At 70.0% G+C, this 26657-nt stretch carries 22 protein-coding genes and 2 pseudogenes; 12 read left to right on the top strand and 12 right to left on the bottom strand.

Annotated features, from left to right (window positions below; translation table 11 throughout):
- Positions 1–1471: DNA glycosylase AlkZ-like family protein (locus FM125_RS09570; protein ID WP_219337042.1), on the top strand; the 1471-nt coding region annotated here is incomplete at its 5' end.
- 29 nt (positions 1472–1500) lie between these two features.
- Here the strand turns inward: FM125_RS09570 and FM125_RS09565 are convergent.
- Positions 1501–1791 (bottom strand): annotated as a pseudogene (locus FM125_RS09565) (AMP-binding enzyme); the annotation flags it as partial.
- Here FM125_RS09565 and FM125_RS09560 point away from each other — a divergent pair.
- A pseudogene (locus tag FM125_RS09560) lies at positions 1777–2142 on the top strand (zinc-binding dehydrogenase); the annotation flags it as partial. The pseudogenes FM125_RS09565 and FM125_RS09560 sit on opposite strands and share 15 nt — an antisense overlap.
- A gap of 117 nt (positions 2143–2259) precedes the next feature.
- Here the strand turns inward: FM125_RS09560 and FM125_RS09555 are convergent.
- From FM125_RS09555 to FM125_RS09535, 5 genes are all read right to left on the bottom strand, one after another.
- Positions 2260–3537 (bottom strand): Wadjet anti-phage system protein JetD domain-containing protein, encoded by a 1278-nt coding sequence (locus FM125_RS09555; protein ID WP_227718673.1) that lies wholly within the window; start codon positions 3535–3537, stop codon positions 2260–2262.
- Positions 3534–6890 carry an ATP-binding protein gene (locus FM125_RS09550; protein WP_245829945.1) on the bottom strand — a complete coding sequence of 1119 codons (3357 nt, stop codon included), beginning with the start codon at positions 6888–6890 and terminating at the stop codon, positions 3534–3536. The genes FM125_RS09555 and FM125_RS09550 overlap by 4 nt, the downstream gene beginning before the upstream one ends.
- Positions 6887–7555, bottom strand: coding sequence for a DUF4194 domain-containing protein (locus FM125_RS09545; RefSeq protein ID WP_067192175.1), 669 nt, complete (start codon positions 7553–7555; stop codon positions 6887–6889). Before FM125_RS09545 ends, FM125_RS09550 begins: the two co-directional genes overlap by 4 nt.
- On the bottom strand, positions 7555–9036 hold the full coding sequence (locus tag FM125_RS09540) for a DUF3375 domain-containing protein (protein WP_087134431.1): 1482 nt from the start codon (positions 9034–9036) through the stop codon (positions 7555–7557). Before FM125_RS09540 ends, FM125_RS09545 begins: the two co-directional genes overlap by 1 nt.
- A gap of 83 nt (positions 9037–9119) precedes the next feature.
- The gene (locus tag FM125_RS09535; RefSeq protein ID WP_087134430.1) at positions 9120–10274 is read right to left on the bottom strand and encodes a Fic family protein; all 1155 of its coding nucleotides are present in this window, start codon (positions 10272–10274) and stop codon (positions 9120–9122) included.
- 335 nt (positions 10275–10609) lie between these two features.
- Between FM125_RS09535 and FM125_RS09530 the strand changes: the two genes are divergently transcribed.
- Both FM125_RS09530 and FM125_RS09525 read left to right on the top strand, forming a co-directional pair.
- Positions 10610–12190 carry an alanine/glycine:cation symporter family protein gene (locus FM125_RS09530; RefSeq protein ID WP_342743427.1) on the top strand — a complete coding sequence of 527 codons (1581 nt, stop codon included), beginning with the start codon at positions 10610–10612 and terminating at the stop codon, positions 12188–12190.
- A gap of 96 nt (positions 12191–12286) precedes the next feature.
- Positions 12287–13204, top strand: a complete 918-nt coding sequence (locus FM125_RS09525; RefSeq protein WP_087134429.1) for a CPBP family intramembrane glutamic endopeptidase — start codon at positions 12287–12289, stop codon at positions 13202–13204.
- Between the two features lie 76 nt (positions 13205–13280).
- On the opposite strand, the gene FM125_RS12320 is transcribed toward FM125_RS09525, so the two are convergent.
- Positions 13281–13511 (bottom strand): sulfurtransferase TusA family protein, encoded by a 231-nt coding sequence (locus FM125_RS12320; protein WP_245829943.1) that lies wholly within the window; start codon positions 13509–13511, stop codon positions 13281–13283.
- 145 nt (positions 13512–13656) lie between these two features.
- Here FM125_RS12320 and FM125_RS09515 point away from each other — a divergent pair, with 145 nt between their 5' ends.
- From FM125_RS09515 to FM125_RS09495, 5 genes are all read left to right on the top strand, one after another.
- The gene (locus FM125_RS09515; RefSeq protein ID WP_087134428.1) at positions 13657–13911 is read left to right on the top strand and encodes a hypothetical protein; all 255 of its coding nucleotides are present in this window, start codon (positions 13657–13659) and stop codon (positions 13909–13911) included.
- A gap of 21 nt (positions 13912–13932) precedes the next feature.
- Positions 13933–14583 carry an HAD-IA family hydrolase gene (locus tag FM125_RS09510; RefSeq protein ID WP_087134427.1) on the top strand — a complete coding sequence of 217 codons (651 nt, stop codon included), beginning with the start codon at positions 13933–13935 and terminating at the stop codon, positions 14581–14583.
- A gap of 73 nt (positions 14584–14656) precedes the next feature.
- Positions 14657–16378 carry an amidohydrolase gene (locus FM125_RS09505; RefSeq protein ID WP_082739810.1) on the top strand — a complete coding sequence of 574 codons (1722 nt, stop codon included), beginning with the start codon at positions 14657–14659 and terminating at the stop codon, positions 16376–16378.
- Positions 16379–16418: 40 nt separating this feature from the next.
- Complete coding sequence (locus FM125_RS09500; RefSeq protein ID WP_087134426.1) at positions 16419–16640, top strand: type II toxin-antitoxin system Phd/YefM family antitoxin; 222 nt, start codon at positions 16419–16421, stop codon at positions 16638–16640.
- Positions 16640–17065, top strand: a complete 426-nt coding sequence (locus FM125_RS09495; RefSeq protein WP_087134425.1) for a type II toxin-antitoxin system VapC family toxin — start codon at positions 16640–16642, stop codon at positions 17063–17065. Before FM125_RS09500 ends, FM125_RS09495 begins: the two co-directional genes overlap by 1 nt.
- A 143-nt stretch (positions 17066–17208) precedes the next feature.
- On the opposite strand, the gene FM125_RS12485 is transcribed toward FM125_RS09495, so the two are convergent.
- Positions 17209–17421 (bottom strand): DedA family protein, encoded by a 213-nt coding sequence (locus FM125_RS12485; RefSeq protein WP_425435820.1) that lies wholly within the window; start codon positions 17419–17421, stop codon positions 17209–17211.
- Between the two features lie 77 nt (positions 17422–17498).
- On the opposite strand from FM125_RS12485, the gene FM125_RS09485 reads away from it, so the two are divergent.
- The 3 genes from FM125_RS09485 to FM125_RS09475 all read left to right on the top strand — a co-directional run bounded on the left by FM125_RS09485 (position 17499) and on the right by FM125_RS09475 (position 20801).
- The gene (locus tag FM125_RS09485) at positions 17499–18281 is read left to right on the top strand and encodes a class I SAM-dependent methyltransferase (protein WP_087134424.1); all 783 of its coding nucleotides are present in this window, start codon (positions 17499–17501) and stop codon (positions 18279–18281) included.
- A 186-nt stretch (positions 18282–18467) separates the two neighbouring features.
- Positions 18468–19268 carry an SH3 domain-containing protein gene (locus FM125_RS09480; RefSeq protein WP_070639528.1) on the top strand — a complete coding sequence of 267 codons (801 nt, stop codon included), beginning with the start codon at positions 18468–18470 and terminating at the stop codon, positions 19266–19268.
- A gap of 270 nt (positions 19269–19538) precedes the next feature.
- Complete coding sequence (locus tag FM125_RS09475; protein ID WP_087134423.1) at positions 19539–20801, top strand: Glu/Leu/Phe/Val family dehydrogenase; 1263 nt, start codon at positions 19539–19541, stop codon at positions 20799–20801.
- Positions 20802–20920: 119 nt separating this feature from the next.
- Here FM125_RS09475 and FM125_RS09470 read toward each other — a convergent pair whose 3' ends face one another.
- From FM125_RS09470 to FM125_RS09455, 4 genes are all read right to left on the bottom strand, one after another.
- The gene (locus tag FM125_RS09470; RefSeq protein WP_087134422.1) at positions 20921–21745 is read right to left on the bottom strand and encodes a carbon-nitrogen hydrolase family protein; all 825 of its coding nucleotides are present in this window, start codon (positions 21743–21745) and stop codon (positions 20921–20923) included.
- 5 nt (positions 21746–21750) lie between these two features.
- On the bottom strand, positions 21751–23439 hold the full coding sequence (locus tag FM125_RS09465) for a flavin monoamine oxidase family protein (RefSeq protein WP_087134421.1): 1689 nt from the start codon (positions 23437–23439) through the stop codon (positions 21751–21753).
- Between the two features lie 541 nt (positions 23440–23980).
- Entirely contained in the window at positions 23981–24991 is a 1011-nt protein-coding gene (locus FM125_RS09460; RefSeq protein ID WP_245232152.1) for a sugar ABC transporter permease, read from the bottom strand.
- Entirely contained in the window at positions 24988–26616 is a 1629-nt protein-coding gene (locus FM125_RS09455) for an ABC transporter permease subunit (RefSeq protein ID WP_087134420.1), read from the bottom strand. Before FM125_RS09455 ends, FM125_RS09460 begins: the two co-directional genes overlap by 4 nt.
- Positions 26617–26657: the final 41 nt, after the last annotated feature.

The following is a 26657-nucleotide window of genomic DNA, read 5'->3' as shown; positions in this document are numbered from 1 at the left end:
ACCCCACCACCCCGACATTCAAAACCAAGGAAATCCTGCCAACTACTTGACGCGGGACATAGACGTAGAGGTGGTTCCTTGGGAGGGCAAAGACGTGGTGGTCATCACCGTTCCCCAGGCGAGATCGTCGTTCGTCGGCACGCGCAAGGGGTTGTTCGTCAAGCGTGTCATGGGGCCGGACGGTCGCCCCGCGTGCATGCCCATGACACCCATGGACGTCCTGCGGGCCGGGTTCGACGGCATCGGCCTGGACTATGCCCGGGCAGAGGCGCGCGGGGCCGAGTGGGGCCACCTCGATCCAGCCGAGTTCAACCGGTTCCGACGACTGGCTGGCCGATCGGCTGGTGACAGCGGGCTCGCGGAGCTCACGGATGTGGAACTGCTGCGGACGTTGGACCTCCTCACCCCCGATGGCGGCATCAGCCTCGGCGCGATTCTTGTCTTCGGCACGTCAGAGGCCTTGCGCCGGTGGGCGCCGACCGCAGAAGTCCTCTTCCAGGACTCCCGGCCCCAAGGTGTGGAAGCGAATGAGGACCTGCTGCTTCCCCTCTTGAACGCATTCGAGGAGATCGAGGCCCGCTTGACTCTTCGGAACTCAGTCACACCTGTGGAGGTGGGTCTCGTCCGCGTCGATGTACCTTTGCTGTCCGAGAGTGTGCGGCGCGAGTCGATCGCCAATGCCCTCGTGCACCGTGATTACGCCGAGGTGGGGCCGATCCAGGTGACTCTCACCGGGTCCACGTTCTCCGTCGCCAGCCCTGGCGGGTTCCCCCGCGACGTTTCGCCGGCCAACATACTGAACCGCTCGGCTCCCCGCAGCCCTGCCCTGGCGAATGTGTTCAAGCGCGCCGGGCTCGTCGAGCGCCGAGGCAAGGGCGTGCAGGACATGTTCGCCTCGCAGCTCCGAGCCGGCCGAGGTACGCCGGACTACGGCCGCTCCACGCAGCGGTCCGTGATCGTCGACATCCCCTTGGGTGACGAGGACAGGGAGCTGCTGATCTTTCTGGCCCGGCGGCAGAACGAGGGTCAGCGTGCACTCACGCTAACCGAGCTGTGGGTGGTCCACGAGATCAAGCACGGGGGACCTGCGGGTGCGGCGGAGGCGGCGGAACGCCTTCGACTGCCCGTGGCAGACGTGCGCGCAGCGGCCACCGCGCTCGTCGAGGCCGGCGTCTTGGAATCGAGGGGGAACGGCCGGGCACAGCGGTACATGCTGACCGCGCGGTTCTACGAGTTGGCCGAAGATCGAGCGGCCTACCTGCGCCTGCGTCCGGTCGACCGGATCCAACAGCGGCGGCTGATCGCCGATTACGTCCGCGAATACGGATCCATCACCCGCAGCAAAGCTGCGGAACTGTGCCAGATCGCGCCCACGGCCGCGCGAACGGTGCTCAAAGGCATGACGGAGGAGGGTCTCCTCGAACTGCGTGGGGAGCGGCGCGCAGCGCACTACGTGCTCCCGGACTCGTAGCGGTGTGCCCGGCCGGCGGTCAATCGAGCTCACTCCGCCGGCGTCAGGCCCCGCTTGAGGATCTTGCCGGTGGCGGTCTTGGGCAGCCCGTCCCGCACGCTCACGGTGCGGGGGTACTTGTACGGCGCCACCTGGGACTTCACGTGCTGGATCAGTTCGTCCTCCGTGGCGTGCGCGCCGGGGGCGAGCACCACGTGCGCGGCGACGTCCTGGCCGAGCTCCGGGTGGGGCACCCCCACCACGGCGGCCTCCGCGACGGCCGGGTGCTCGTAGAGCACCTCCTCGATCTCGCGCGGGTATACGTTGAGCCCGCCGCGCAGGTGCGCGAGCTCACCGACGGCCTCGGGGCGCACGGTGTCATCGAGGCCGTGGGCACCCAGGAGTCCATGGACCAGGCGCTGGCCACCGTCCGCCACGGCGGGTATGTGGGGTTCGTGGGCGTCTCCCACGACCAGACCCTCGACGGCTCCGACCTCTTCGGCCGGCAGATCCACCTCGAGGGCGGCCCCGCGCCCGTGCGCCGCTTCCTGCCGGAGCTGATCGAGCGCATCCAGTCCGGACAGATCCAGCCCGGCCGCGTGTTCACCGCTCGCATGCCGCTCGACGCCGCCGCCGAGGCGTACCGGGCGATGGACGAGCGCCGCGAGATCAAGGTGCTGCTGGAGGTCTGAGGCGGCCCCGGGCTCCGCCGACGCGCTTCCGGCCGGGGTCGGATCGTGGTCACCGGCTCGATCACCGGCAACTGCACCGGCTATCCGGCCTGGTCTCACTACGGGGCCACCAAAGTGTCAGGGCAGGAGGCGCAGTCGCGACGTCAACGCAGCCAGCGCATAGCTCCAGGGGATGCGCTCTTGTTCCAAGCGGACATCGCCGGCAGTTCGAAGGCGCTCCAATGCCCTGACCTCAGCAGAGGTCAAGGTGCTGAGGGAACCGCGGAACGGCGTTGGTTCAGCGACCCACAGGTCCTTGAACTGCTCCAGGGTCTCTACGTCCATCAGCACGGTGCGCAACTGCGGCAGGCGAGCGCGATACCGGTGCAGGATCGCGAAACCCTGCGAATCGAGATCTCCCCAATACGTCAGGTCGGCCTCGGACAACCAAGGCAGAGACGCCGGCGTGGTGTCGTGACCGTGCCCCCAAACGGCGATCGTCCCGGCCGCATCCGGCAGGCACAGCAGCGTTTCGCTGTTCTCCACTATCAGCACATGCGCCGGTGTCACCGCCCACTCCGACGCCTGCTCCACCGGTACGTCCATGTCCCGGATCCCCGCCGGCCGCAGCGCCGGATCCAGGATCCGCAGCCGCACCAGGGCATGGGAATCGACGACGCCGAGCACCCCTCTCGCCGAGCCCACGACCGGATCCGAGGCCGATGGTCGAAACGGTGCAGCCAACGCCTCCAGCAGGCTCCGGTGCCGGCCGAACCACTTCGAGTCCACGCCGCGGATGGGCAGCTGCCGCGGCCGCATGCCCGCCACCGGATGCTCTTGCAGCCAGTCCAGCACCTCGACCACGGCCCGGAAGTCCGCCTCGTCCAAGTCCGTCAGCCGCTGTGCGTGGCGCCGCAGGACAGGGGTCACTGCGTCATCGGGGGATGCCTCACGGGCAGCCGCGCCGTCGTCCGGAAGGTGGAGGGAACAGGGCGCACCGTGAGCGGCGGCCGATCGTGCCCACCTTTCTGCATGACGCCGCACCGTGGCGACCCGCTGAGCGAACACGCGCTGCTCCCGAGCCGGGGCTCCGCCCACCCATGCCGCCACAGCCTCCACCGTGTGAGCCGTGAGACGGACCGGGATCTGTTGCCGGCCCACACTCCGCCAGGTGCGCTCCTGCCACTGCACCTCGATGTCCTCCGGCAGTGCGGCTTCCCGCCACTGACGCACCCAGGCCTGCGCCCTGGGCAGGTCCGCGAGCACCGCTTGCTCCGTGGGCGGCCTCAGACCGCAACTGAAGGCCGGATCAGGGCGCTCGCCGACCGTCCAGGACCGGTGGGAACGGATCAGTTTCGCCCGGGCGGACTCCCGTGCATCGGCCGGTGTCAGCATGATGGGACGGGAAGCGCTCACTTGTCGTCCTCCCACGTGATGTCCGCGAGACGGGTGAGCCTGCGGGTCGGGTTCTCCACGGTGGTGATGCCACCGACGTAGGGCTCGATCGTCTGCAGTAGCTTCTGTGGGGTCGCAAGCACCATCTGGAAGCCGAACTCCACGAACACGTCCATGGCCATACGCGTGTAGCGGGCGTCTGCCTTGTCGAAGGCCTCGTCCAGGACCACCGTGCCGTACACCGGCAGCGGATCCTCCGGGGCCGCCAGCTGATAGCGCAACGCCGCCGCGAGACAGAAGACGACCAGCTTCTGCTGCTGCCCGCCGGACATCGCGGCGCCCGAGTCGTAGGTGGCGTGGACCTCCCCGGCGGCGTCGATCTCCTCGGCCAGGAAGGTGACGTGCTCCCGCGTGTCCAGACACTGCCGGCGCCACGAGCGGTCCACGTGATCAGAGGAGGCGAGACGGTCCATGATCGATGCCAGGGCGGCGTAGCGACGCTCGGCGTCCTCCAGGGTGTCATCCTCCCACGCATGCGTGGCGGCCGTGGACAGGTCCCGCAAGAACTGCGTGACCGTCTCGGTGCGCCGCGTGCGGACCCGCAACCGCAGGAACCGACCCTCGTCGAACGGGGAGCGGCGCAGCGATGTGTTGATCCGCTCCACCCGGTCCGTGATGTCGCCCGGCGCTGAACGGATAGCGCTGTGCAGCTCGCCGAAGAGCACGGACGAGCGGTCGTGCAGCAGGGTCTGGAATCGCTCTTCGTGGTCCGGCAGTCCCTGGCCGATGATCCGTTCCAAGATCGCCAGGTAGGAGCCCCGGTCCTCGACCCCGGGGGAGGCGTCTGCAGCTGCCGAGGCCCACTGGCGCGAGAACTCCGTGGTGAGCATCGTGCAGCGCTGCGCGGCCCTGGCCGCTTCTGTCTGCGCCTGCTCTGCCTGGGCGGTCACCTCGTGGCGCACTGACTCGGCGGCGTCAGCGAGGGCATTGGGGGAGGACGAACGGCGCACCGCTCGAAAGCGGGTGTCCAGGTCGGCCCGGAGGGCGTCGTCGAGAGGCTCGTGCTGCGCGCAGACCGCGGTCAGCTCCTTGACCTGCCCGGTCAGCTCTCGTTCGGTCTTCTCGGCGAAGTCGACGGCGACGTCGGCCTCTCGCGCAGTCTCGCGTGCCTCTCGCCACGCCTCCTCCGCTTCGTCGTTCCGGAGGCGGGCCTGTTCGAGGTCCGAATCGACAGAGCTGAGCTCCTTGATCCTGGCCTGCAGCTCCGCGATGCGTCGAGTCGGACCCTCCCGGTCCACGTCCTTCCACTCGGTCTCGAGGACGGCCTTGAGCGCGGCGCGACGTTGACGTTCGCTGTCGGCCAGGTGCAAGGCTCGATCGACCGCCTCCTCGGCGCGTGACAGCTCCTCGGTGCGAGCCTGCCGGGCCGCCACGAGGACCTCCAGCTTGGCCGCTGGATCTCCGAGCACCCAGCGGGAGCGGTCGTCCACCCGGAAACGGTCGTCCTTCTCGAAGCGGCCGCGCCCGTGCTTGACCTGACCGGCGAGCGTGACGGCACGCTCGTGGCGTGCCAGCTCCGCAGCCGAGGTCACGCACGCCAGGTCGAACCGGTCGACCAGGCGGGCCTGCAGCCAGTCGTGGAACTCGCCGCGCTTCACCGTCACCTTGTGCACCAGCGAGTCCTGGCTGCGTGCCGGGGGAACGCTCACGGAGCGTGCGGACACCTCGTCGAACCGCAGCCGAACCCCCAGGTGCCGGCCGTCGATCCATTCCTGCGCCCGCGCCAGCAGCCGTGTGGGCACCAGCAGTGTCAGGGACAGTGGTGCGAGCACGCGCTCGATCGCGCCGGTCCATTCCCGATGCTCCTCGGAGACCTCCAGCAGCTCCGCGGCGAAGGGCAGGGACTCGCAAGGGACGGACAGATGCTCTGCAAGGGCCTTGCGGACGTCCAGAAGCCGCCGCGGTACCGAGCTGCGGACCCGACGCAGCGCGTTGATGTCCTCATCGAGTTCCGCCACCGCCTCCTTCAGGCGGCTCCGCTCGTCGAACTGTTCGTGCGTCGGCCCGGCGTGCTCCGGGTTCCGGGCCAGATCGGTCTCGATCATCGCGTGGAGCTCGCCGAACTCTGCGACGCTCCCCGGCACGGCCTCCAGCCCTGCCTCGCTCAGCCGGGACAGCAGCACGGCGTGCCGACGCTCCCGGTCCTGTCGCTGCTCCTCCTCAGCCGAGATCTGGCGTCGGAGCTCCTCGACCTGTCCGCCCCCGGCCTGGTGCAGGGCCAGCATGGTCCCGGCACGACGCTGCTCCGCTCTCTCCAGTGCTGCCCGGGCTTCTTCCTGCCGTGCCCGCAGGCCGCGCAGGGAACCGCGCACCTGTTGCACTTCCCGGCGCAGATTCTCGAGCTCTCGGCTCTGCCGGTAGGGGTGGATCGCCTCCTGCAGTCGCCGCAGACGCTCCGTATCCGAGAGCGCGGTCTCGTACTCGTCTGCCACGGTGCGCACCTGAAGCAGATGGTCACGCTGCTGGCGCAGGTCCGTCACATGCTCGTATGCGGTACGCAGCGCCCCGAACTCCTCGACCGCCTTGTCCGCCATCTCGAACGTCTGCGGCACCTCGAGCATGTGGTGGCGGAACAGCTGGTCCAGGGAGTCCAAGCCCTTGGCGGACTGGGTCCGGTGCAGAAGCCGCAGCGCGGCGTCGTCGCGCATGCCGAACACCGATCGCAGGCGAGCGTAGAACTTGCCGTGCGTGCCGTTCGTGGTCACCACTGCCTTGGGCCATCGGTCCTGCACGCGGCGGGTCTTGATGCCGTCGTCGATCAGGGTCTGCAGCTCCGCCAGGTCAACCTCAGAACGCTCCAGCAGGCACAGGTCCCGCATGTCTGCGCTGGACATGGACGTGCCCCGCAGGAAGAACAGTCGTGCCAGAGAGACGACACCACCGGTTCCGTCCCGGTACGTCAGCACGACGCCGGACCAGGTCGCGCGGGGCCGCAGATACGCCGAGACCACACGGTCCTCCTGCTCGTCCTGCTGCCTGGTCCACGCGCCACGCACATACGAGACGACACTGCGGGTGGCCGCACGCTCGCCGCCGGCCTGCGCCGCCTGGTTGAACTTCAGCCACTTGTCCGGGGTGAGCACGGAGGCGATCGCGTCCAGCACCGAAGACTTGCCTGACCCCGACGGGCCGGTGATCAGATGGCCCCGGCGGGACACGGGGAACCGGTAGATCCGACCGTCCATGGTGCCCCAGTTGGCGATCTGCACCGACGCGAGGCGCCACTGCCTCGGCGGAGCCGGTTCGACGGGGGGAACATCCAGCTGGGGACCGAGCTCGAAGGCCTTCTGGTCGGTCATCTGCAGGGTGCTCATGCGGTGTCCTCCTCGGTCTCGGCAGAGTCGTCAGTGTCGGAGGTGGAGGTTCCTCGCTCAGCGATGCCGCGGTACAGCTCGGTGAATGACGCCGCCTGCTCCGGGCCGATCACGACCTTGAGCACCGGCGAGATCTCCGCGCGATCCTCCTCGACCTTGTGCAGCACGTTGAAGCGGTTGAGCATCCTCGTCCACGAGCCGTTGAGACGCTTGGCCCAGGCAGCGTCGTCTCCTTCCCGGTACACGGCGAGCTGCTCGTAGATCTCCTGCTTGCCGACCACCACACGGCGCTCGCCGGCGGAGGCCAGCAGGTGACCGCGGAGCACCAGCAGCATGGCGGTGTCCAGGAAGCTCATGGCCTCGGTGCGCAGGGCCGAGGGCGTGGTGAGCTCGTCGGTGTCCACGCGGCGGGTGAACGCGAACTCGTCCTGCCGGTCGATCACCACGTCCAGGAACAGCTCGTGCAGCCGGGAGCGGATGACCGCCTCGTCTGCGACGAGAGCCTGCCAGAGCTGTGGGCGCCGACGGCCCGAGAGGTACGGCCCCTTCAGCAGCTCGAGCAGGGCGCGGCGCGACTGCTCGCCGAGCGTGCCCAGGTCTCCCTCCCAGAGGGCATGCGGGTTCTCGGGGGTCTCGTGGAGCTCGTTCTCGGGGATCGAGGTCATCAGGGAAGCCTTTCGGTGAACAGGTGACGGACCACCCGGGCGGAGCGGTGGGGGAGGCCGGAGCCGGGTGTCTCGGAGTTCTCCGTCTCCACGGGCCAGCGAAGGAGGTCCGTGGCGTCGTCGTCGATCACCCCGTGGCGCGCCGCCAGTGAGAGCAACCCGACGACGCTCGCGACGCCCTGCGTGGCCGGGTGCAAGGAGAGCACTTCGGCCACGCTGACGGGGGAGTGATCGGCAAGGACGCCGTTGACGTTCTCGCGCAGTTCGGCGAAGTCGATCTCCGTCTCCCGTGCAAGCAGCCGGAGGGCCTCGACGTCCACGGTCTCGACCTCGGCCTCCTCGAGCGCAGCCCCGACGTCGAACTCTCGGGGGTCATGCAGAGTGAGGGTGCCCAGCGAGCGCGGGGACATGCCGGTGAGCTTCATGTCCAGGCCGGTGCGATGGAACGGGCGGGTGGCGGGGGCCGCCTCGGCGGCGGCCGCGAGGGCCTCCTGGAGGGCGGTGTGGAGGCGACGGTCGCGCTGATACTCCTGCGATAGCACGTACCCACGCAGTCCACGGGCGAACTCGGTGAGGCTGTCCTGCACGGAACGGGCGCCGTCGTCCAGGGTGCGCGGCAGGGTTCGCAGGGTGCTGCGCACGGACGCCGGCAGGTCGGTGAAGAGGTCGCGACCGAGCACGGCGCGGACGTCCGCCTCGAACGACGCGGCCATGGCGGGGTCGCGGACCAGCCGGGAGAATGCGGCAAAGGTCTGTCCCTCGTCCGAGGACTCGATGACGTCCACGCCGCGGAACACGTTCTCCAGCACCTCCTTAGGCAGGCCCTCGTCCGTGAGGATGCGCCGACGCAGCTCCTGGTTCAGCTGGGAGAAGCGTGCGCGGACCCGGGCGAAGTCCGTGGGCAGGTCCGCAGCCTGGCCGAGCAAGTCCTCCAGTCGTTCCCGGGCGCGGCGTTCGTCCAGGAGGTCATCCTCGCCGGAGGACAGGCGCCGGATCCGCTCGTCCAAGCGATCGCGTTCTGCTTGCAGGGCGGCCACGCGGCGGTCGACGTCCGGATCGGTCTCGACGGCGAGCCGGTGCAGCGCGGTCAGGAGCGCGACGAAGCGCGATTCTGTGACGCTGGCCCGTGGCTCCAGGAGCTGTTCGATCAGGCGCAGACCCTGGCGGGCCGCCGGGGTGAGCGCGTAGACCTCTTCGCGGGACTCGCCGTGAAGCCGGCGTTCCAGCAGACCCGCCTGGCGCCAGTCCTCGCAGAAGCCCTTGGCCGTGCGGTCGGAGAGATCGAGATGGGTGCGGAGGGGGTCCAGCTCCGCATCCAGGAGGTCGTGCAGCTGATGGGTGGGCATGGTGGCGTTAGGCGCGCTGAGGTGGGTCTCGAGGACCCCGGCAACCAGCGGCAGCGAGTCCATGCGCAGCATGCGGAGGGCTGCGTCGTCCTGGACGAGCCGCCGGACCTGGAGCGCCACCGCGAGCGAAGTCATGAGGTGAGTCTTTCAGAGGACGTGGACACGGTAAGCGCCATCTGACTCACTCCGGCGAGCGGCCGTCGTCGTACCCTGCCGGTCTACAGCTTCCTGCCCCGTCGGAGCGACCTGTACGGGTCGGCGGCGACGTCGAAGCGCTGGCGTGCCGACCGGCGTGTCAGCTCAACCCACTGCTGCAGCTCTGCGCTTGGAGAGTAGGCCGCGCCGCGCTTGTCCCCTTCACGGACCAGCACCCCGGCCTTCGTCAGCAGGTTCAGGTCCCGCGAGGCGGTGGGCCGGGTGACCCCGGCCGCGTCGCGGTACAGCGCATTCGTGAGGCGCCAGTCGGTGAGCACGAACTCCAGCGGTGCGGCGGCGCGTTCTGGGAGGGCGAGGGTGTCGATCAACTCGTCCACGCGCCGTGCCACCTGTTCCATCACGTCGATCCGGCGGCGGATGGTCATCGCTTGGCGATAGTGGGCGGTCAGCATGAACTCCAGCCAGGGGGAGGCATCCCGCTCAGGTGCCCACCGCCCGGCGCCCACCTCGGCCAACACCGCGTAGTAGGCCTCCGTGTTCCGCCCGAGGTATTCCTCCACGGAGACGAAGGCCGCCTCCGCCAGGCGGTCCAAGTAGAGCCGCCAGGACTGGAGGATCCGGGACATGCGTCCGTTCCCGTCGCTGAAGGGGTGGATCATCACGAGGTTCAGGTGGGCCATGGCCGCCGAGACCAGCGGGTGCTCGTCCGGGGAGTTGGAGGCGAGCGAGGACAGCAGCTCGTCCAGCAGGCCGTCCACCTCCTCCGGGGCGGGGCCGGTGTAGACCGTGCGTCCGCTGCCTTCCTGCTGCACGTAGATGTCGGTCAGGCGGAGACGCCCGGGTCGCTGCCCAAGGTCGTGGGCCGTGGTCATGAAGTGCAGGGCGAGGAGGTCGGGAAGGGTGAGGTCTCGTCCCTCGTCCGCCATGATCCGTGCATAGGTCATGGCGTCCGAATAGCCCCTTACTGCCAGCCAGTCTTCGTCCACCTCGACGAGATCGGCCGAGTCTGCCCGGATGGCCAGTGCCTGTTCACGGCTGACGTGGATGCCCTCGATCGAATTCGACCCCACCGTGTCGCGGGCGCGCTGCTGGCGTGCCAGCGTGCCGACCCAGCGATGCGGAGCGCTCAGGCTGTAGCGCATGGCCTCCCGGTGCGCGTCGATGGCGGCGAGTACGGCGCGGTCGTCGTCCGTCAGCGGAGGAGTGGAGAAGAGCATGGTGATCCAATCGACGGCGCTTGTCGCAAATTATGCGCGTGAGCGCTCGTATCTCTCAAGTGCTCTCTTTTTTGCGGTGATCCGCAGGGGCCTGCCGCGGCGAACTAGAGGAACGGCCGCGGCGAACCAGAGGAAGTGGTCACTTCACGCACGTGCGAGGTGACCACTTCCTCTGGCTCGGCGGAAGTGCGGAAGGGGGAAAGGCGGAGGCGGGCCGTCGTCGTGAAGGAGGTCGTGAAGGCGAGCGAGGGTACCGGGAGGCCCTGCCCCGAACGAATTCCCCCTCTGCCGCAGATGAGACCTCGCGGTCACCGCTCAGCTCCCACTAAGGTGCCGTGAGCTCTGTCACCGACCTTGAGGACTCCATGCAGTCATTCATCGAATCTGCGAACGCGATCATGTGGGCGTTGCCCATGGTGATCATCATCCTGGCCATCGGCCTCTACTTCACCATCAGGATGGCGGTGCCCCAGCTGCGGCTGATCGGTGACATGGTGGGGCAGCTGATCCACGGCGGGCGCACCTCCGCCGGCATCAGCTCGTTCGAGGCCTTCGCGATGGCGCTGGGCGGCCGCATCGGCGTCGCCAACATCGCCGGCGTCGCGGCCGCGATGTTCGTCGGCGGCCCCGGCGCCCTGTTCTGGATGTGGATCACCGCGTTCCTCGGCGCCCCCGTGGCCGTGGCGGAGTCCTCCCTCGCCCAGCTGTACAAGCACAAGGTGAAGGGCGAGTTCCGCGGCGGTCCGGCCTTCTACATCCTCGAGGGCCTCGGCCGTAACTGGCGCTGGCTCGCCGTCGCCTACGCGGCCGCCACCGTCTTCGCCACCACCATCACCGGCCCGCAGATCCAGGCCAACGCCGTGACCGCGGCGACCACCGAGGCCTGGGGCTGGGACCCGCTCTGGGTCGGCTTGGGCATGGCCGCGTTCTTCCTGATCATCGTGTTCGGCGGCATGCACCGCCTCGGCCGCACCGTCGGCCTGATCGTGCCGTTCATGGCCGGCGCCTACATCCTCGTCGGCCTGATCGTGGTGCTCTTCAACATCACCCACGTCCCGGCGATGTTCTCCCTGATCTTCACCTCCGCCTTCGCCCTCGACTCGGCCTACGCCGGCATGATGGGCGCCGCCATCGCGTGGGGCGTCCGCCGTGCCGTGTACTCCACCGAGATCGGCACCGGCTCCGGCGCCCAGGCCTCGGCCGCCGCGAACGTCACCCACCCGGTGAAGCAGGGCCTGGCCCAGGGCTTCTCCGCCTACGTGGACACCCTGTTCGTCTGCACCATCACCGGCCTGATGATCCTGGCCACCGACTCCTTCAACGTCATGGGCCCGGACGGCAAGCCGATCGTGGAGCACCTGCCCGGCGTGGAGGAGGGCCCGGCCTGGACCCAGACCGCCATCGACTCGGTCATCCCGACCTTCGGCCCGTCCCTGGTGGCCGTGGCCGTGTTCCTCTTCGCGTTCACCACGCTGCTGTCCTTCGACTTCTACGCCGTCACCAACCTGGCGTACCTGGTGAAGCGCAAGTCCACCCTGAAGGTCCTGGAGGCCATCGCCCACATCGTGCTGGCCGGCTCCATGGTCTTCGGCGCCACCCAGACCTCCGCGTTCGCATGGGCCATGGCGGACTTCGGCGTGGGCCTCTACACCTGGGTCAACATCCTCGCCCTGGTGCTGCTGTCCCCGGTCGCCATCCGCCTGGTCAAGGACTACGACCGCCAGAGGCGTGCCGGCCAGGACCCCGTCCTGGACCCGAAGGAGATCGGTGTGCACAACGCCCATCTCTGGGAGGGCATCCATGCCGAGTACCGGCGCACCGGGGACGCTGACCACGCCATGAACGAGGTCGCCGACTCCGCCCCGGACACCGCCGCCATCGCCATCGTGAACAAGGACGGCACCGGCAGGCAGTGAGCCTGAACGTGTGACGACCGGCCGCACGTCCCGCCACGGCGCCGCCGGGGTCCGGACCCCTACTGCGGCGTCGGCGGCCCGGGCTATCGTGACGGTGTGACGCCGCATCTGCCTGTCCTTGCAGTCCGTTCCGCCCCGCCTCCGACGTCCAGCCGTGCCGGCGCCGCCACCGTCCCGTTCCGCTCGGACCTGCTCGCCTTCGGCGTCGTCGCCTCCGGGGCCGGCTGGGCGGGGGTGGCCGTGAACCGCGCCGCAGGACGTCCGGACTCCATGGACAGCCCCGGCAGCCTGGTCTGGCTGCTGTCCCCGCTGGCCGCCGCAGCCGTGCTGCGCCGGGTCAGGCACGGGGCCGTCCTGTTGCCTCGCCCCGCGGACGCCGTGGCGTCTTCGGGCACGCACCGCGCGCTCGCCTGGGGCACTGCGGTGCTGGTCTACCCGGCGGTGACAGCAGGGGCTCTGGGGCTCGGCCGGGCGGCCGGGCTCGTCGACCTCTCCCGCGCGGACGTCGCCGGCCTGGGCCGGTCGATCGCCACCGCGCTCGGCCCCGCCCTGGTCAAGAACCTGGTGGAGGAGTCCTGCTGGAGGGGCTACCTCACCGAGGAGCTGCTGCGCGCCGGCGTGGGCAGGGTGCCGCTGAACCTGACGGTCGGCGCCGTCTGGGCAGCCTGGCATGTGCCCTACTATCTGCGCTTCCTGCCGGAGGCGGACATGCGCGCCGTGCTCGACGTCCCCCGCCGCGCCTTCGCCGCCGTGGCCGCCGGGGTGATCCTGGCCTGGACGCCGCTTTACACGGAGGTCTACGCGCTCACCCGCTCCGTGTGGCCCGGGGTGGTCATGCACGCTGTGGAGGACGCGGTGGTGAATCCGTCCGCCATGGCCACGGGCATCCGGTACACCCGTGCGGGGCAGTGGCTGGTCTCTCCGGTGGTGGGCGCAGTGACCAGCGTCGCCTACACGGCGGTGGGCTGGGCGCTCGGCCGGCTCGGCCGTGCGCTGCGCGGTCCGGTGCGCTGAGCGCCTGCGGGGGCAGGCCCGATCCACCCGGTCCCGCCCCTGACGCGTGTCTGCGGGCCGTGCGGGCCGCCGCCGGTCAGCCCTTCTTCACCACGATCGTCCACTCGGCCGCACCGCGCTTGGTGAACTCGGTGACCTCGTGGCCGTCCTCGGCCGCCCAGCGCGGCAGCGAGTCGGTGGCCTGGGTGTCGTCTCCGCCTTCCCGACGACGGCTCCCCGCCTCCGCCTGCCCGCCCACCGTGGAGGTGGGCCGGGCGGGGAAGGGGAGCGGCCGTCGTCGGGAATAGGCGGGGTGGGATGCCGGCATCAGCCCCCCCGGGGGAGGGCGGGACGGCCGAGATCCGCCTTCCGATGGAGGTGCAGGGTCCGGTGCGACGCCTAGCGTGGGTCCCACGAGAGCCGGGACGCGCGGAGGGCGCGCCCCGGACCGATCCGGCGGAAGGAGCTCGGACATGGTGGACGGCGACGGCGGCAACACGTTCTGGCGGAAGGTCTTCGGCGACCGACGCGACCAGCGCCTCGTCCTGCGTGAGGCCGGCTTCTCCTGCGAGTCCGAGGCCGCGGCCTGGGCTGAGGACCTCGTGCCCGGTGGAACCCGTGGAATGTCCGAGCTGGACCTGATCGACCGGGTCCGCCGGGCCCGCCCGGACCTCACGCTCACCACCGCCGGGTACATCGCGCGGCACACGGCTGTCCGCAGCGCCTGAGGACGTGACAGCCTGGAGGGCATGAGCTCCTTCGACCTCACCGTGGACGCCGTGCTCTTCGACATCGACGGCACCCTCGCCGACTCCACCGCTTCCGTGGAACGCTCCTGGACCCGGCTGGCCGAGGCCCACGGCGTGGACGTGGAGCGTCTGCTCTCGGTGACCCACGGCCGCCGCGCACGGGACACCATCGAGGAGTTCTTCGCCGCCGACCAGGTGGACGCCGCCGCAGCGGAGCTGCTCGAGTACGAGACGAACGACCTGGACGGGATCGTGGCGCTGCCCGGCGCGCTGCGGATCCTGGACGGACTGCCCGCCGACCGGTGGGCCGCCGTCACCTCCGGCGGCCGCGACCTGATGGGTCTGCGCCTGGACGCCGCGGGACTGCCCGTGCCGGAGGTGTTCATCGCCGCGGAGGACGTGGCGGCGGGCAAGCCGGACCCGCAGGGCTACCGCATGGCCGCCGAACGCCTCGGCGTGGACCCCGCCCGCTGCCTGGTGGTGGAGGATGCTCCCGCCGGCGTCGGTGCCGGCCGCAACGCCGGAGCCACTGTGCTGGCCGTCGGCACCTCGCATGACCTCGCCCGGCTCTCCGCGGCCGACCACCTGGTGCCCGACCTCTCCGGCGTCACCATGGAGCCCGGTCCGGACGGCATCCGTGTGCGGGGTTGAGCCTGCGCTCGTCGGCGCCCACCCTTCGCGCAGAGTCAATGCGCACGACCCTGGTCGGTGTGACGGTGGATGCATGGACGCTCACACCCTCTTCGTCAACGGCACCATCGACACTCTCGACCCCGAACTCGGCACCGTCACGGCTCTGGCCGTGATCGACGGCAAGGTGGCCGCAGTCGGAGCCGCGGCGATGGAGCTGCGGGGACCGGATACGAATGTCGTGGACCTCGGCGACGCCTACGTCCTGCCGGGACTCCATGACGTTCACAACCACCACCTGATCGCAGGGCAGATGGACCTGTTCGAGCTTGATGCCTCGCCGACCCTCGACCTCGACGGGCTCCTGGAGGCGGTCGCCGCACACGCGGCACGGCTCGGACCCGAGGAGTGGGTCGTGGGCGGCAGCTGGGGCTCCGGCTTGATGAACCAGATCAACTCAACCGAGGCGCTTGCCCGTCTCGACGAGGCGACCGGTGGGCGGCCGGCGGTGCTCAAGGACGACTCGAAGCACAATCGCTGGGCCAACTCGGCGGCCCTTGCCCTCGCCGGGATCGGCGACACGGTGACTGATCCGGAGGGTGGCCAGTACCTGCGTGACGCGGACGGCCACGTCACCGGCGTGCTGATCGAGGCGGCGGGCAGGGACATGGAGCAGCTTCGAGAGCGCCTGCACCCCACCCGCGACGAGGACTATGCCCAGGCGGCGCGGCGCGGCATCGAGATCCTGCACTCCTACGGCGTCACCGCGTTCCAGGATGCCGCCGCCTCTCTGCAGCTGATGAAGGCGCTCAAGGTGCTGGACGATGCCGACGAACTGACCGCCTGGGTGGTCACTTCCATGCAGGCCAACGACTTCATCTTCGGCACGGCCCCGCTGGGAGAGGGGATTATCGCCGAGCGTGAGGGCACCCGCAGTCCGCACCACCGTCCGGACTTCATCAAGATCTTTCTGGACGGCGTGCCCCCGGCCGGCACCGGCGCATTCATCGAGCCCTACCTGGCGGAGGCCGGGTTCGGCGGCTGCCACCACGGGCAGACCACCATGGACCCCGCCGAGCTCGAGGGCTGGCTCATGGGCACCGCTGAGCGAGGCATCTCAGCGAAGATCCACTGCACCGGCGACGCCTCGGTGCGCCTCGTCCTGGACACCGTGCAGAAGGTCCGCGAGGCCGGCCACACCGACGTCCGGTATCACGTGGCGCACGGCCAGTTCGTGCACCCGGAGGACGTGCCGCGTTTCCGTGAGCTCGGTGTGGTCGCGGACATCTCTCCGGCCCTCTGGTTCCCCGGCGTGATCGCCAATGCCATCAAGGACGTGCTCGGCGAGGAACGCGGCTCCCGCCTGCAGCCGAATCGCTCCCTCGTGGACGCCGGCGCCATCGTCGCCGGCGGCTCGGACTGGCCGGTCAGCGAGACCCCGAACGCGTTCGAGGCGATCTACGGCCTGGTCACCCGCAAGGACCCGACTTGTCAGTTCCCCGGCGCCCTCTGGCCCGAGCAGGCGCTCACCCTGGAGGAGGCGTTGCACGTCTACACCACGGCTCCGGCTGAGGCGATGGGGCTGGCCGAGGTCACTGGGACGCTCTCGCCCGGCAAGTCTGCGGACCTTGCGGTCCTCTCCGCCAACCTCCGGGAGGTGGACGTGGAGGAGATCCCTTCTGTGCAGGCGGTGCAGACCTGGTTCGCCGGCCGGAAGGTCTTCGACCGGGACATTGCGCAAGGGTGCTCGGCCCTGACGGCATCCGCGTGCGCGGCTGAGGCGGGGCAGAGCACCTGTCCTCCACAGATGGACTAACTGTATTGACTAACCTCTGGCGGGTCCGTATCGTCGAGCTATGGAGACGGTGAAGGTGCACCAGGCGAAGACACATCTGTCGGCATTGCTCAAGCGCGTCGAGGCAGGCGAGGAGATCCTCATCGCCCGAGGCGATCGGGGTGTCGCGCGCCTGGTTCCGGTGGAGCCCGCCCGGCGGGAGCTCGGGTTCGGCTCCTACCGGCTGCCGGGCGGCTTCTTCGATGAGCTGCCCGAGGACGAGCTCGAGGTCTGGGAGGCCTGATGACTGGCCGAGAGCAGGCGGCCGTCCTCCTCGACACACATGCATTCATCTGGGCAGTGAACGATCCGGGCCGCCTGGGAGCACAGTCGCGCGGGGTACTCGAGGACGCCTCGGTCGACCTGTTCGTTTCGGCGGCGAGCGCGTGGGAGGTTGCCACGAAGAGTCGCCTCGGAAAGCTGCCCGGCGCCGATGCCTGGCTGCCGCAATGGGATGTGCAGGTGGCTCGCCTGGGTGCACGTCCGTTGCCCGTCGACTCAGGCCACGCACTCCTCGCCGGAGGCCTCGACTGGACCCATCGAGACCCCTTCGACCGGATGCTGGCAGCCCAGGCGATGCGTGATGGGCTGGTCCTGATCACCAGGGACGCGGCATTCTCCACGCTCGCTGTCCGTGGAGAGGAGGCGGCGCTCCGCCTGCTCTGGTGAGGGGGCGCGGCCCGGGGAGAGGCTGTCCTGCCCGGCCCGGCCCCGCACGCGACGCGGCCGCCCACCGGAAGGTGGGCGGCCGTCGTCGTGAAGCGGAGGAGGAGAACCGTGCCGAGGAGGCTCCGGCGCGGGAGGAGGCCCTGTCAGGCGGCCCCTGTCAGGCCGCCGTCTTCCGCGCCGGTCACGTTCCAGCCCACGAAGGAGCGGTAGGACATGCCCGCGGTGCCGGCGGCGACCGGCATGCAGGTGCGGACGATCGGCACGAAGCGGCCGAGCACCAGGGCCAGCGGGCCGCGGCGTGGCGCGGTGCGAGCGGGGAGACGGTCATGGGCACGGGCCTGTGCCTGCGGCTCCAAGACGCGGCCCGGAATCCGCGGCTCCCCGGGGAACTCCCGGGCTTGAACTGCGAAGTGTTCGCAGTAGAGTGCCGGGCATGAGCACTCCCACTCCCGCGGACATCTGGGCCAGTTCGGACTACGCACCCACCGCCGCCCGGCTGAGGCCGGCGGCGCTCGCCGTGGCGGAGGAGGTCGCCGCCCGGGTGCGGTCCGGCGCCCACGTCCTCGACCTCGGTGCCGGCCATGGACAGGGCGCCGCGAAGCTGGTTGCACGTGGCTTCCGGGTCACCGCCCTGGACCCCACGCCGGCCATGGTCGAGATCGGGCGGGCACGCGTGCCGGAGGCCGACTGGGTCCTCGCGGACGGTGAGCACACCGGGCTGGAGGACGGTGCCGTGGAGGCCATCGCCTCCTCCTTCGCGGCGATGTTCTGCGACCCCTGCGCCGGACCCGCCGAATGGGCGCGCGTGCTCGCCCCGGGCGGGACCCTGGTGATGACCGCCTGGGACGGCCGCGGGTTCCTCGCCGAGATGACGGACCGGATGTCGGCTGCCGTGGCCCCGGCGGGCCAGGCGCCGCACACCCCGCCGCACATGCAGTGGGCCCAGGACGGGGTGGCTGCCGAACGCCTGGGCCCGTGGTTCGCGGACGTGAGTGTGGAGCACCGTGACCTGACCTGGGACTTCCCGAGCGTGGAGGCGGGCATGACGCTCTACCTCGAAGGCAGCCCCACCCACACCTGGTCCCTGGCCATGGCGGGGGACCGGCGGCAGGCGCTGCTGGAGGCGCTGCGCGGGCACCTCGAGGAGTGTGCCGGTCAGGACGGGGCGATCCGGTCGAGCGCTGGCTACGCGATGATCACTGCGACGCGCAGGTGAGGAGCGCCGAGGGGAGACGATCGTCGCCGCCGCCTGGCACCTGAGTCCATGCCGCCCGGCACCTGAGTCCATGATCTGCCTAAGCCCATGGACGCACCTGCGCCGTGTTCCTAGTGTCGTAGACGTCACCGTGATCCACGCGTTGGCATGTCCCCAGATCACGCTCACCGTGAGGAGACCAGTCCCATGCCGAAGAACACCACGACCCTCCGTTCCCGCCGACTCCTCGGCACCGCCGCCGCCGTGCTCATGGCCGGCGGGCTCACCGCCGTGCAGGCTCCTGCCGCCTCCGCTGCCGCCGGAGGCACCACCACCGACGCCGTGAACATCCGCGCCGAGGCCACCACCGGCTCCGCCGTGCTCGGCTCCATCCCGGGAGGCACGGACATCACCGTGGAGTGCCAGACCGAGGGCGAGCAGGTGGAGGGCACGTACTCCACCCATCACTGGGGCAAGGTCACCTACAACGGCCAGACCGGCTACGTCTCCCGCGCTTATGTGACCATCCCGGACGCCGCCGGCCTCGGCGCCTGCGACACCGCGGAGGACCCCGCCCCGGACCCGGGCGCCGACCGCCAGCAGGTGTTGGACCGTGCGAACCACTGGGTGAGCCAGGGCCTGCCCTACTCCATGGAGGGCTACGCCCCCGGCCCTGACGCGGACGGCTACAAGTTCCGCACCGACTGCTCCGGCATGGTCGCCATGGCCTACAACCTGCGCGACCAGTCCTACTCCACGGTGAACCTGCCGGAGAAGTTCAGCCCGATCGCCAAGGAGGACCTGCAGCCCGGAGACATCATCGGCAACCTCGGCCCCGGCAGCGCCGGCGCCGCCGGCCACGTGGTGATCTTCAACGGCTGGGTGGACGACGCCAAGACCCAGTTCCGCACCCTCGAGCAGAACGGGAGCCACGGCGCCGTCGCCCTGACCCACACCTGGGGCAACGCGTTCTGGAGCCAGCAGGCCTACCGCTACAACGGCTTCTGAGCCGCAGCCGGGCCATGAGGCCGGCGGCCCCGGGGAGGGGTCGCCGGCCTCAGCCACGCGGAGTCTGCGGACTGAACGGCGCAGGCCGAGCGGGCCTGTTGCCGCAGGCTGAACTCCGGATTCCGGACAACGGAGGGGCCGGGGCCGCCGAGTGTGGTCCCGGCCCCTTCGCTGTGCCTACAGTTCCGAGGTGAGCTACAGCGTGGTGGCCGTCACCCGGTGCCGCCGCGCGCCCATTCCGTTCCCGACCCACGAAGGAATGCCACCGCGATGAGCACCGCATCGTCCGAACCCTCGCCCGTCCTCGCCAACGCGCATGCCCAGTTGGCGAAGGCCATCGAGACCCTCGGCTACGACGAGGGCATGCACGAGACCCTCAAGAGCCCCCGCCGAGAGATGTCCGTGTCCATCCCGCTGCGCCGCGACTCCGGCGAGATCGAGGTCCTCCACGGCCACCGCGTGCAGCACAACTTCTCCCGCGGCCCCGCGAAGGGCGGCACCCGCTTCGCCCCCACCGTGGACCTGGACGAGGTCCGCGCACTCGCCATGTGGATGACGTGGAAGTGCGCCCTGCTGGACGTCCCCTACGGCGGCGCCAAGGGCGGTGTCGCCATCGACCCGCGTGAGTACTCCCAGGCCGAGCTGGAGCGGGTCACCCGCCGCTACACCTCCGAGATCATGCCGATCATCGGCCCGGACAAGGACATCCCCGCCCCGGACGTGGGCACGGACGAGAACACCATGGCCTGGATGATGGACACCTACTCCGTGTCCGTGGGGCATACGGTCCCGGAGGTCGTGACCGGCAAGCCGGTCGCCCTCGGCGGCTCCCAGGGCCGCGCTGCGGCGACCTCGCTCGGCGTCACCCAGATCGCCCTGGCCGCGCTGGAGCACAAGGGCATCGACCCGACGCAGGCCACCGCCGCCGTGCAGGGCTTCGGCAAGGTCGGCGCCGGCACCGTCGAGTTCCTCGCGAACGCCGGCGTGAAGGTCCTCGGCGTCGGCGACCAGTACGGCGCCGTGCAGAACGAGGACGGCCTGGACTTCTCCGCCCTGCAGAAGCACGTCGCGGAGACCGGCTCCGTGGTGGACTGCCCGGGCACCGAGAAGCTCGAGGCCGCCGATCTGCTCACCATGGACGTGGACCTGCTCGTCCCGGCAGCGGTGGAGGGCGTGCTCACCGAGGACAACGCCGCGGACGTGAAGGCGAGGATCATCGTGGAGGGCGCCAACGGACCCACCACCGGCGAGGCCGACCGCATCCTCAACGAGGCCGGCGTCATGGTCGTCCCGGACATCCTCGCCAACGCCGGCGGCGTGATCGTCTCCTACTTCGAGTGGGTGCAGGGCGGCCAGGCCTACTGGTGGACCCTGGACGAGGTGAACGAGAAGCTCGAGAAGCGCATGACCGGCGCCTGGAGCCGCCTCATCGCCACCGCTCAGAAGCACGGCACGTCGCTGCGCGAGGCCGCCATGGTCACCGCCGTCGAGCGCGTCGCCGAGGCCCACGTCCTGCGCGGCCTCTACCCGTGACCTGAGCCGGCTGCGCCGCCTCGGGGATTCCCGACGACGGCCCCTCGCCTCCGGCGCGCATCGGCCCCTCGCCTGCGGCGCGCATCGGCCCAGTGCCGTTGCGCGCCCGGCGTCACGGCTCAGCCGAACAGGTCCCGCCGCAGCAGGGTGAGGTGGTCGTCGTCCCCGCCGCGCAGGGTGGGCTCCGGGACGTCCGCCACCACGAGGTCCTCGCCGTGCTCGGCGCCCCAGTGCGCGGTGCCGTCCGGGGCGGCCACGGCGGACAGGCCGCAGTAGTCCTGCTCGCCCTCGGTGCCCACCCAGTTCGCGTACGCCACGGTGAGGCCGTTCTCGATCGCCCGTGCCGGCACCAGCACCCGGTTCACGGACTCGAAGCCGCGCATGTTGGCGGTCGGCACGAGCACCAGGTCCGCCCCGGCCTCGGCCGCGAAGCGCACGGTCTCCGGGAACTCCACGTCGAAGCAGATCAGCAGGGACACCGCCCGGCCGCGCAGGTTCACCACGTGCGGCACGGACGGCCCCGGGGTGAACCGTGCCCGGTCCAGGTCCCCGAACAGCTGCATCTTCCGGTGGGTCAGCAGCAGCTGGTCCCCGTCGACCAGGTTCGCGGAGTTGTAGACCGGGGTGACCCCCGGCTCCGGCGAGCCGTCTTCGGCGGGCGAGCGGCCGTCGTCGGGAAGCCCGGCCTCCGGGAAGCCGTAGGCGACCGCCACCGCGTGCCGTGAGGACAGCTCACGGACCCGCTGCGCGGTGGGGCCGTCCGCCGGCTCGGCGAGGGCACGGGTGTCCGCGGCGGAGATGTCATAGCCGCTGGTCAGCATCTCCGGGGCCACGAGCACGTCCGCGCCCGCCTGCGCGGCCCGGCCCAGGGCCTCGTCCAGGCGCGCGAGGGAGCCCTGCGGATCCAGCGGATGCGGGGCGGACTGCCACAGGGCCACACGCATGGCGGTCAGTCCTCGAGCTTCACGGGCGCCAGATCGGCGAACACGTCACCGGGACCCGGGTTGGTCTCGTGGCAGGCCCCGCCGAAGTGGGTCATCACGCCCCACACCGCGTTCAGGCCGGTCTGCACGGCGCCCTCGGCCCAGGCGGGGGTGAAGGAGACGTCGTCCCCGGCGAGGAAGATCCCCCGTTCGGCCTCCGGCAGGTCCTGCTGCATGAAGTGCGTGTACATGCGGTGGTTGTACCGGTAGTGGCCCGGCAGGGCGCCCTTGAACGCGCCGAGGAAGTACGGGTCGTCCTCCCAGGAGACGGTCACCGGCTCGCCCACGATGTGGCTGCGGATGTCCAGGTCCGGGTAGATCTTCTCCAGCGCCGCCAGGGCCAGCTCCACGCGGCGGTCCACCGAGTGCGGGAGCATCTTCAGCGAGTCGGACATCCAGGAGTAGGACAGGCAGATGGCCGCCGGCTTCCCCGGGCCGTCGTCGAAGAGGTAGGTGCCGCGGGTCAGGCGGTCCGTCAGCGTCATGGACATGCGGTCACGGCCGGTCTGAGGATCCTGCTCGAGCCAGAACGGCTCGTCCACCATCACGAAGGTCTTCGAGGACTGCATGTAGCGGGTGCGGTCCAGTGCCATCCACAGGTCCTGGGAGAACAGGGACTCGTCGCAGTCGATCTCCGTGGTGAGCAGCCAGGAGTGGCAGGTGGCCAGCACGGCGTCATGGGTGCGCGCCACGCCCCAGCGGTCCGTGACCGTGAAGCGTCCGGCCGGGTCCTTCTTCACTGCGGACACCGCCGGCAGGGTGGAGCCGCCGTGCAGCGAGGCCAGGGTGGTGCCCTCCGGCCACGGAGAGGTGCTGCGGGCCGGCAGCGTCCACAGGCCCTTGGGCAGCTGGTCCACGCCGCCGTCCACCAGGCGCTGGTCCTCGTCGCAGTTGGTGAGGACCACGCGGAGGATCTCCAGCATGGAGTTCGGGAAGTCCGAATCCCAGCCGCCCGTGCCGAAGCCGACCACGCCGAAGACCTCGCGGTCCCGGAACTTCAGGTTCTTGAACGCGGTGGAGGAGGCGATGAAGTCGTAGAACGTGCGGTCGTCCCACTCCGCCACGATCGCGTCCCAGCGGCGCTTGAGCTCCGCGGTGTCCCGGTTGCGGATGGCCGTCTGCAGCTCCGGGAAGCCGATCTCCACCAGGGCCTGTGCCCAGGCGTCCGAGATGGCGGTGAAGGACTCCGGCAGGTCCTCTGCGGTGCGGGCGTAGTGGGTCTCGCCGCCGATGTCGATCACGGTGGAGCGTGCCGCCTCCGTCAGCGGGTTCGGGAACGGGCGGTGCGTCAGGCCCAGCCGGTCGACGTAGTGGAAGAAGGACGTGCCGGAGATGGGGAAGCGCATGCCGCCCAGCTCCGCGGTCACCCCGGCGTCGCCCGGGAAGCGGTGGGTGCGCAGGCGTCCGCCGATCTGCGTGGCCTCGTAGACCACCGGGCGCAGGCCCAGGGACATCAGCTCGTACGCGGCGACCATGCCGGACAGGCCCGCCCCGATGATCGCGACCTCCTTGCCGTGCGCCTCCTCCGGGATCGAGCCCAGGCCGTCCGGATGGGCGATCCAGTCGTCGAAGCCGAACGGGAAGTCAGGGCCGAAGATCGTGACCGGGCGCTCGCCGGTGGTCTCGTCCTCGGTGGGCGCAGGGAAGATCGTCATGGTGGTGGCGTCCGCCTCTCGTGTGCCGGCCGCCAGGGGGTGATGGCGGTCACATGTGGGATGGGTCGGCAACACAGTAGCGGCAGGTCCGCATTCTGGACAGCCGCCCACGTGAAAGAGAGGACGAAGGTCCACGGGAGGCGCCGAGCCAGAAGATGTGGCGCGCCGAACCAGAGGAATCGCACACTTCGCGGGGCCGGGAAGTGCCCACTCCCTCTGGTTCGGCGCAGGGGTGATGACAGGATCGGGGGATGCGTCCCCACGCCTCCTCCTTCCCGACGACGGCCCCCTCGCCGTCCGCGGAGTCCCTCACCTCCGGCGCGGCGTCCTCATCGTGCTCTCCGGGCTGCCGGGGGTCGGGAAGACACGATCGCCCAGGCCGTCGCCCGACGCCCCGGCGCCCGCAGCCCGGACCCCGGCACCCCGAACACCCCCTCGGACAGCCCCGGAACGCAGCGAGCGGGCAGGCGGTCCTCAGGGGATCGCCTGCCCGCTCGCCGTCGTGAGAGGTGCAGGATGGGTGCGCGGAGGGGCCGGGGGATCAGCCCTTCACGCCGCCGGCGGTCAGGCCGGACACGATGTACTTCTGCAGGAACAGGAACAGCGCCATCACGGGGAGCGCCGCGAGCACGGCGCCGGCGGCGAACACGCCCCAGTTCTCGGAGCGGGTCTCGGACACGTAGCCGAACAGGCCCACGGCCAGGGTCTGCGTGCCCGGGTCCGTCAGCACCACGGAGGCGATCACGAACTCGGACACCGTGGATATGAAGGACAGCAGCGCCACCACCGCGAGGATGGGGGTCACCAGGCGCAGGATGATCTGGAAGAAGATCTGCACGTGGGAGGCGCCGTCCAGCTTCGCCGCCTCGTCCAGGGACTGCGGGATGGTGTTGAAGAAGCCGTACATCAGATACGTGTTCACGCCCAGCGCGCCGCCCAGGTACACCAGGATCAGGCCGAGCTGGGAGCCGATGCCCAGCACCGGGACGATGTCCCCGATGTAGGTCAGCAGCAGGAAGATCGCCACCACGGCCAGCAGCTGCGGGAACATCTGCACCAGCAGCAGCGTCAGCAGGCCCACGCGACGGCCGGCGAAGCGCATGCGGGAGAACGCGTAGGCGGCCAGGGCGCCGAGGAACACGGTGGACACCGAGGTCACGATGCCGATGATCATCGTGTTCATGAACCACTTGGCGTAGGGGCGGGCCTCGTCGTTGAACAGGTCCACGTAGTTCTGCAGGGAGAACGAGCTGAACAGGCTGTTCGAGGACGCCATGGTGCCGGTCGGGTCGAAGGACGCCGAGAGCACGTAGAGCAGCGGGAACAGGGAGAACGCGGAGGCCAGGACGCCCACGATGTGGCGCCAGCCGTTCTCCTTGAACCACTTGCCGAAGGAGCGGCGCGAGCCCGAGGGGCCGTCCGTCTCCTCCCAGCGGATCGGATCCTTCTCCTGCGCGGCCAGGGCCGCGGCCATTCCCGACGGCGACGGGCCGGCGGGCACGGTCGGCTCGCCCGGGCGCGGGGTCCCCTGAGGGGTCGATGCGGTGCTCACGAGTCGATCTCCTCCAGGGCCTTGGTGCGGTTGAAGCTGATCGCCGAGATGGTGGCCACGATCAGGAAGATCACGATCGACAGTGCCGAGGCCAGGCCGTAGTCGATGCCCGTGCCGGAGAACGCCGTCTTGTAGACCACCGTGATGAGGATGTCCGTGGCGCCGATGTTGCCGGACGCGTCCGGGAACTGCGGGCCGCCGCCGGTCAGCATGTAGATGATGTTGAAGTTGTTGAAGTTGAACGCGAAGGACGAGATCAGCAGCGGGGCCACCGAGACGAGCAGCAGCGGCAGCTTGATCGAGCGGAAGATGCGCCAGGCGCCGGCGCCGTCCATCTTCGCGGCCTCGTCCACGTCCTCCGGCAGGGACTGCAGCGCGCCGGTGGTCACCAGGAACATGTACGGGAAGCCGAGCCAGAGGTTCACCAGGAGCACCGAGAACTTCGCGAGCCACGGGTCCGTGAGCCACTCGATGTGCGCCCCGCCGAAGAGGGTCGCGTTGACGAAGCCGAACTCCGGGTTCAGCAGGCCGGACCACACGAGGCCGGACAGGAACGCCGGGAACGCGTACGGCAGGATCATCATCACGCGGTAGACCTTCTTGCCGCGCAGCGACGCCTTGTTGAAGGTGATCGCCAGCAGCAGGCCCAGCACGAACGTGGTGAGCACGGACAGGAAGGCGAACGCGAAGGTCCAGACGGTGACGCGGATCAGCGGGTCGCGCAGGTCCGGGTCCGTGACGGTCTTCGCGAAGTTGTCGAAGCCCACGAACACGCGCCAGCCGTTGCGCAGCTCCTCGCCGGAGTCGTTGGCGTACTTGCCCTGGCCGTTGTCCCGGAACACGTCCCCGGTCTCCCGGTTCGTGAAGGTGTCCGCGGCCTCGTCGTAGTCGTAGGTGGGGATGTAGGCGTAGGCGACCGAGCCGTCGCTGGTCTCCAGGGTGCCGTCCTCCGGGTTGTCAGAGACCGGGACCTTCAGGGAGGACATCTCGTCCTGGCGGGAGAGCAGGTCCGCGAACTGCAGGGTCTGGTAGCCGTCCACGGAGATCGGGCGGTCGCCCTCCATCGCGGCGTCGACCGACTCGAGCGGGTGCTCCGCGTTGCCGACCACGGCCTCGCCGTTGCGCTCGGTGAGCATGTACAGCTCGCCGTCCTTCTCCAGGACGGTGACCGGGTAGGTCGGAGAGCCCTCCACGCGGGTGGACTCCTCGCGCTGGATCGCGGCGATCGCGTGGTCCTTGTCCGAGATGTGGCCGCCGCCGTAGTTGGTGAACGCGATGTAGGAGGAGTACACGACCACGAACACCTGGAACAGCGCCAGGAAGAAGACGCCCGGCGCCAGGTACTTGGCGGGCAGGCCGCCGCGGCGCAGGTAGATCCAGTTGATCAGGACGGTCACGGCCAGCGTGACGCCGAAGACCAGCCAGTCGCCCATCGCGACCAGCTGGAACATCACGTAGACGGCGAACGCGTCCACCAGTCCGAGGAGGACGATCTTGGACAGCGTGCCGAGCAGGCCGTCCGGCCCGCGGCGCTCTCCGCCGAGGCCGCGACGGCGGCGTGGTGCGGTGCCGGTGTCCCCGGCCTGCGCGCCGGTGGTCTCCGGCGCGGTGGAAGACGAGCTCATGGTCCCTCATCCGGCCCGAAGGCCTGCCTCATGGTGCGGTG

It is taken from the genome of Micrococcus lylae (genome assembly GCF_900163825.1).
GTDB classification, from domain to species: Bacteria; Actinomycetota; Actinomycetes; order Actinomycetales; family Micrococcaceae; genus Micrococcus; species Micrococcus lylae.
This window is presented reverse-complemented; position numbering and strand designations above follow the sequence as displayed.

Excerpts from the sequence above, each read along its gene's own strand:
- FM125_RS09550 (WP_245829945.1), bottom strand. The coding sequence starts at position 6,890 with ATGAGCACCCTGCAGATGACCGACCAGAAGGCCTTCGAGCTCGGTCCC.
- FM125_RS12320 (WP_245829943.1), bottom strand. The coding sequence starts at position 13,511 with ATGCCGGCATCCCACCCCGCCTATTCCCGACGACGGCCGCTCCCCTTC.
- FM125_RS09485 (WP_087134424.1), top strand. The coding sequence starts at position 17,499 with ATGAGCACTCCCACTCCCGCGGACATCTGGGCCAGTTCGGACTACGCA.
- FM125_RS09455 (WP_087134420.1), bottom strand. The coding sequence starts at position 26,616 with ATGAGCTCGTCTTCCACCGCGCCGGAGACCACCGGCGCGCAGGCCGGG.
- FM125_RS09475 (WP_087134423.1), top strand. The coding sequence starts at position 19,539 with ATGAGCACCGCATCGTCCGAACCCTCGCCCGTCCTCGCCAACGCGCAT.
- FM125_RS09535 (WP_087134430.1), bottom strand. The coding sequence starts at position 10,274 with ATGCTCTTCTCCACTCCTCCGCTGACGGACGACGACCGCGCCGTACTC.
- FM125_RS09500 (WP_087134426.1), top strand. The coding sequence starts at position 16,419 with ATGGAGACGGTGAAGGTGCACCAGGCGAAGACACATCTGTCGGCATTG.
- FM125_RS09465 (WP_087134421.1), bottom strand. The coding sequence starts at position 23,439 with ATGACGATCTTCCCTGCGCCCACCGAGGACGAGACCACCGGCGAGCGC.
- FM125_RS09480 (WP_070639528.1), top strand. The coding sequence starts at position 18,468 with ATGCCGAAGAACACCACGACCCTCCGTTCCCGCCGACTCCTCGGCACC.
- FM125_RS09545 (WP_067192175.1), bottom strand. The coding sequence starts at position 7,555 with ATGACCTCGATCCCCGAGAACGAGCTCCACGAGACCCCCGAGAACCCG.
- FM125_RS09510 (WP_087134427.1), top strand. The coding sequence starts at position 13,933 with ATGAGCTCCTTCGACCTCACCGTGGACGCCGTGCTCTTCGACATCGAC.
- FM125_RS09470 (WP_087134422.1), bottom strand. The coding sequence starts at position 21,745 with ATGCGTGTGGCCCTGTGGCAGTCCGCCCCGCATCCGCTGGATCCGCAG.
- FM125_RS09505 (WP_082739810.1), top strand. The coding sequence starts at position 14,657 with ATGGACGCTCACACCCTCTTCGTCAACGGCACCATCGACACTCTCGAC.
- FM125_RS09540 (WP_087134431.1), bottom strand. The coding sequence starts at position 9,036 with ATGACTTCGCTCGCGGTGGCGCTCCAGGTCCGGCGGCTCGTCCAGGAC.
- FM125_RS09515 (WP_087134428.1), top strand. The coding sequence starts at position 13,657 with ATGGTGGACGGCGACGGCGGCAACACGTTCTGGCGGAAGGTCTTCGGC.
- FM125_RS09495 (WP_087134425.1), top strand. The coding sequence starts at position 16,640 with ATGACTGGCCGAGAGCAGGCGGCCGTCCTCCTCGACACACATGCATTC.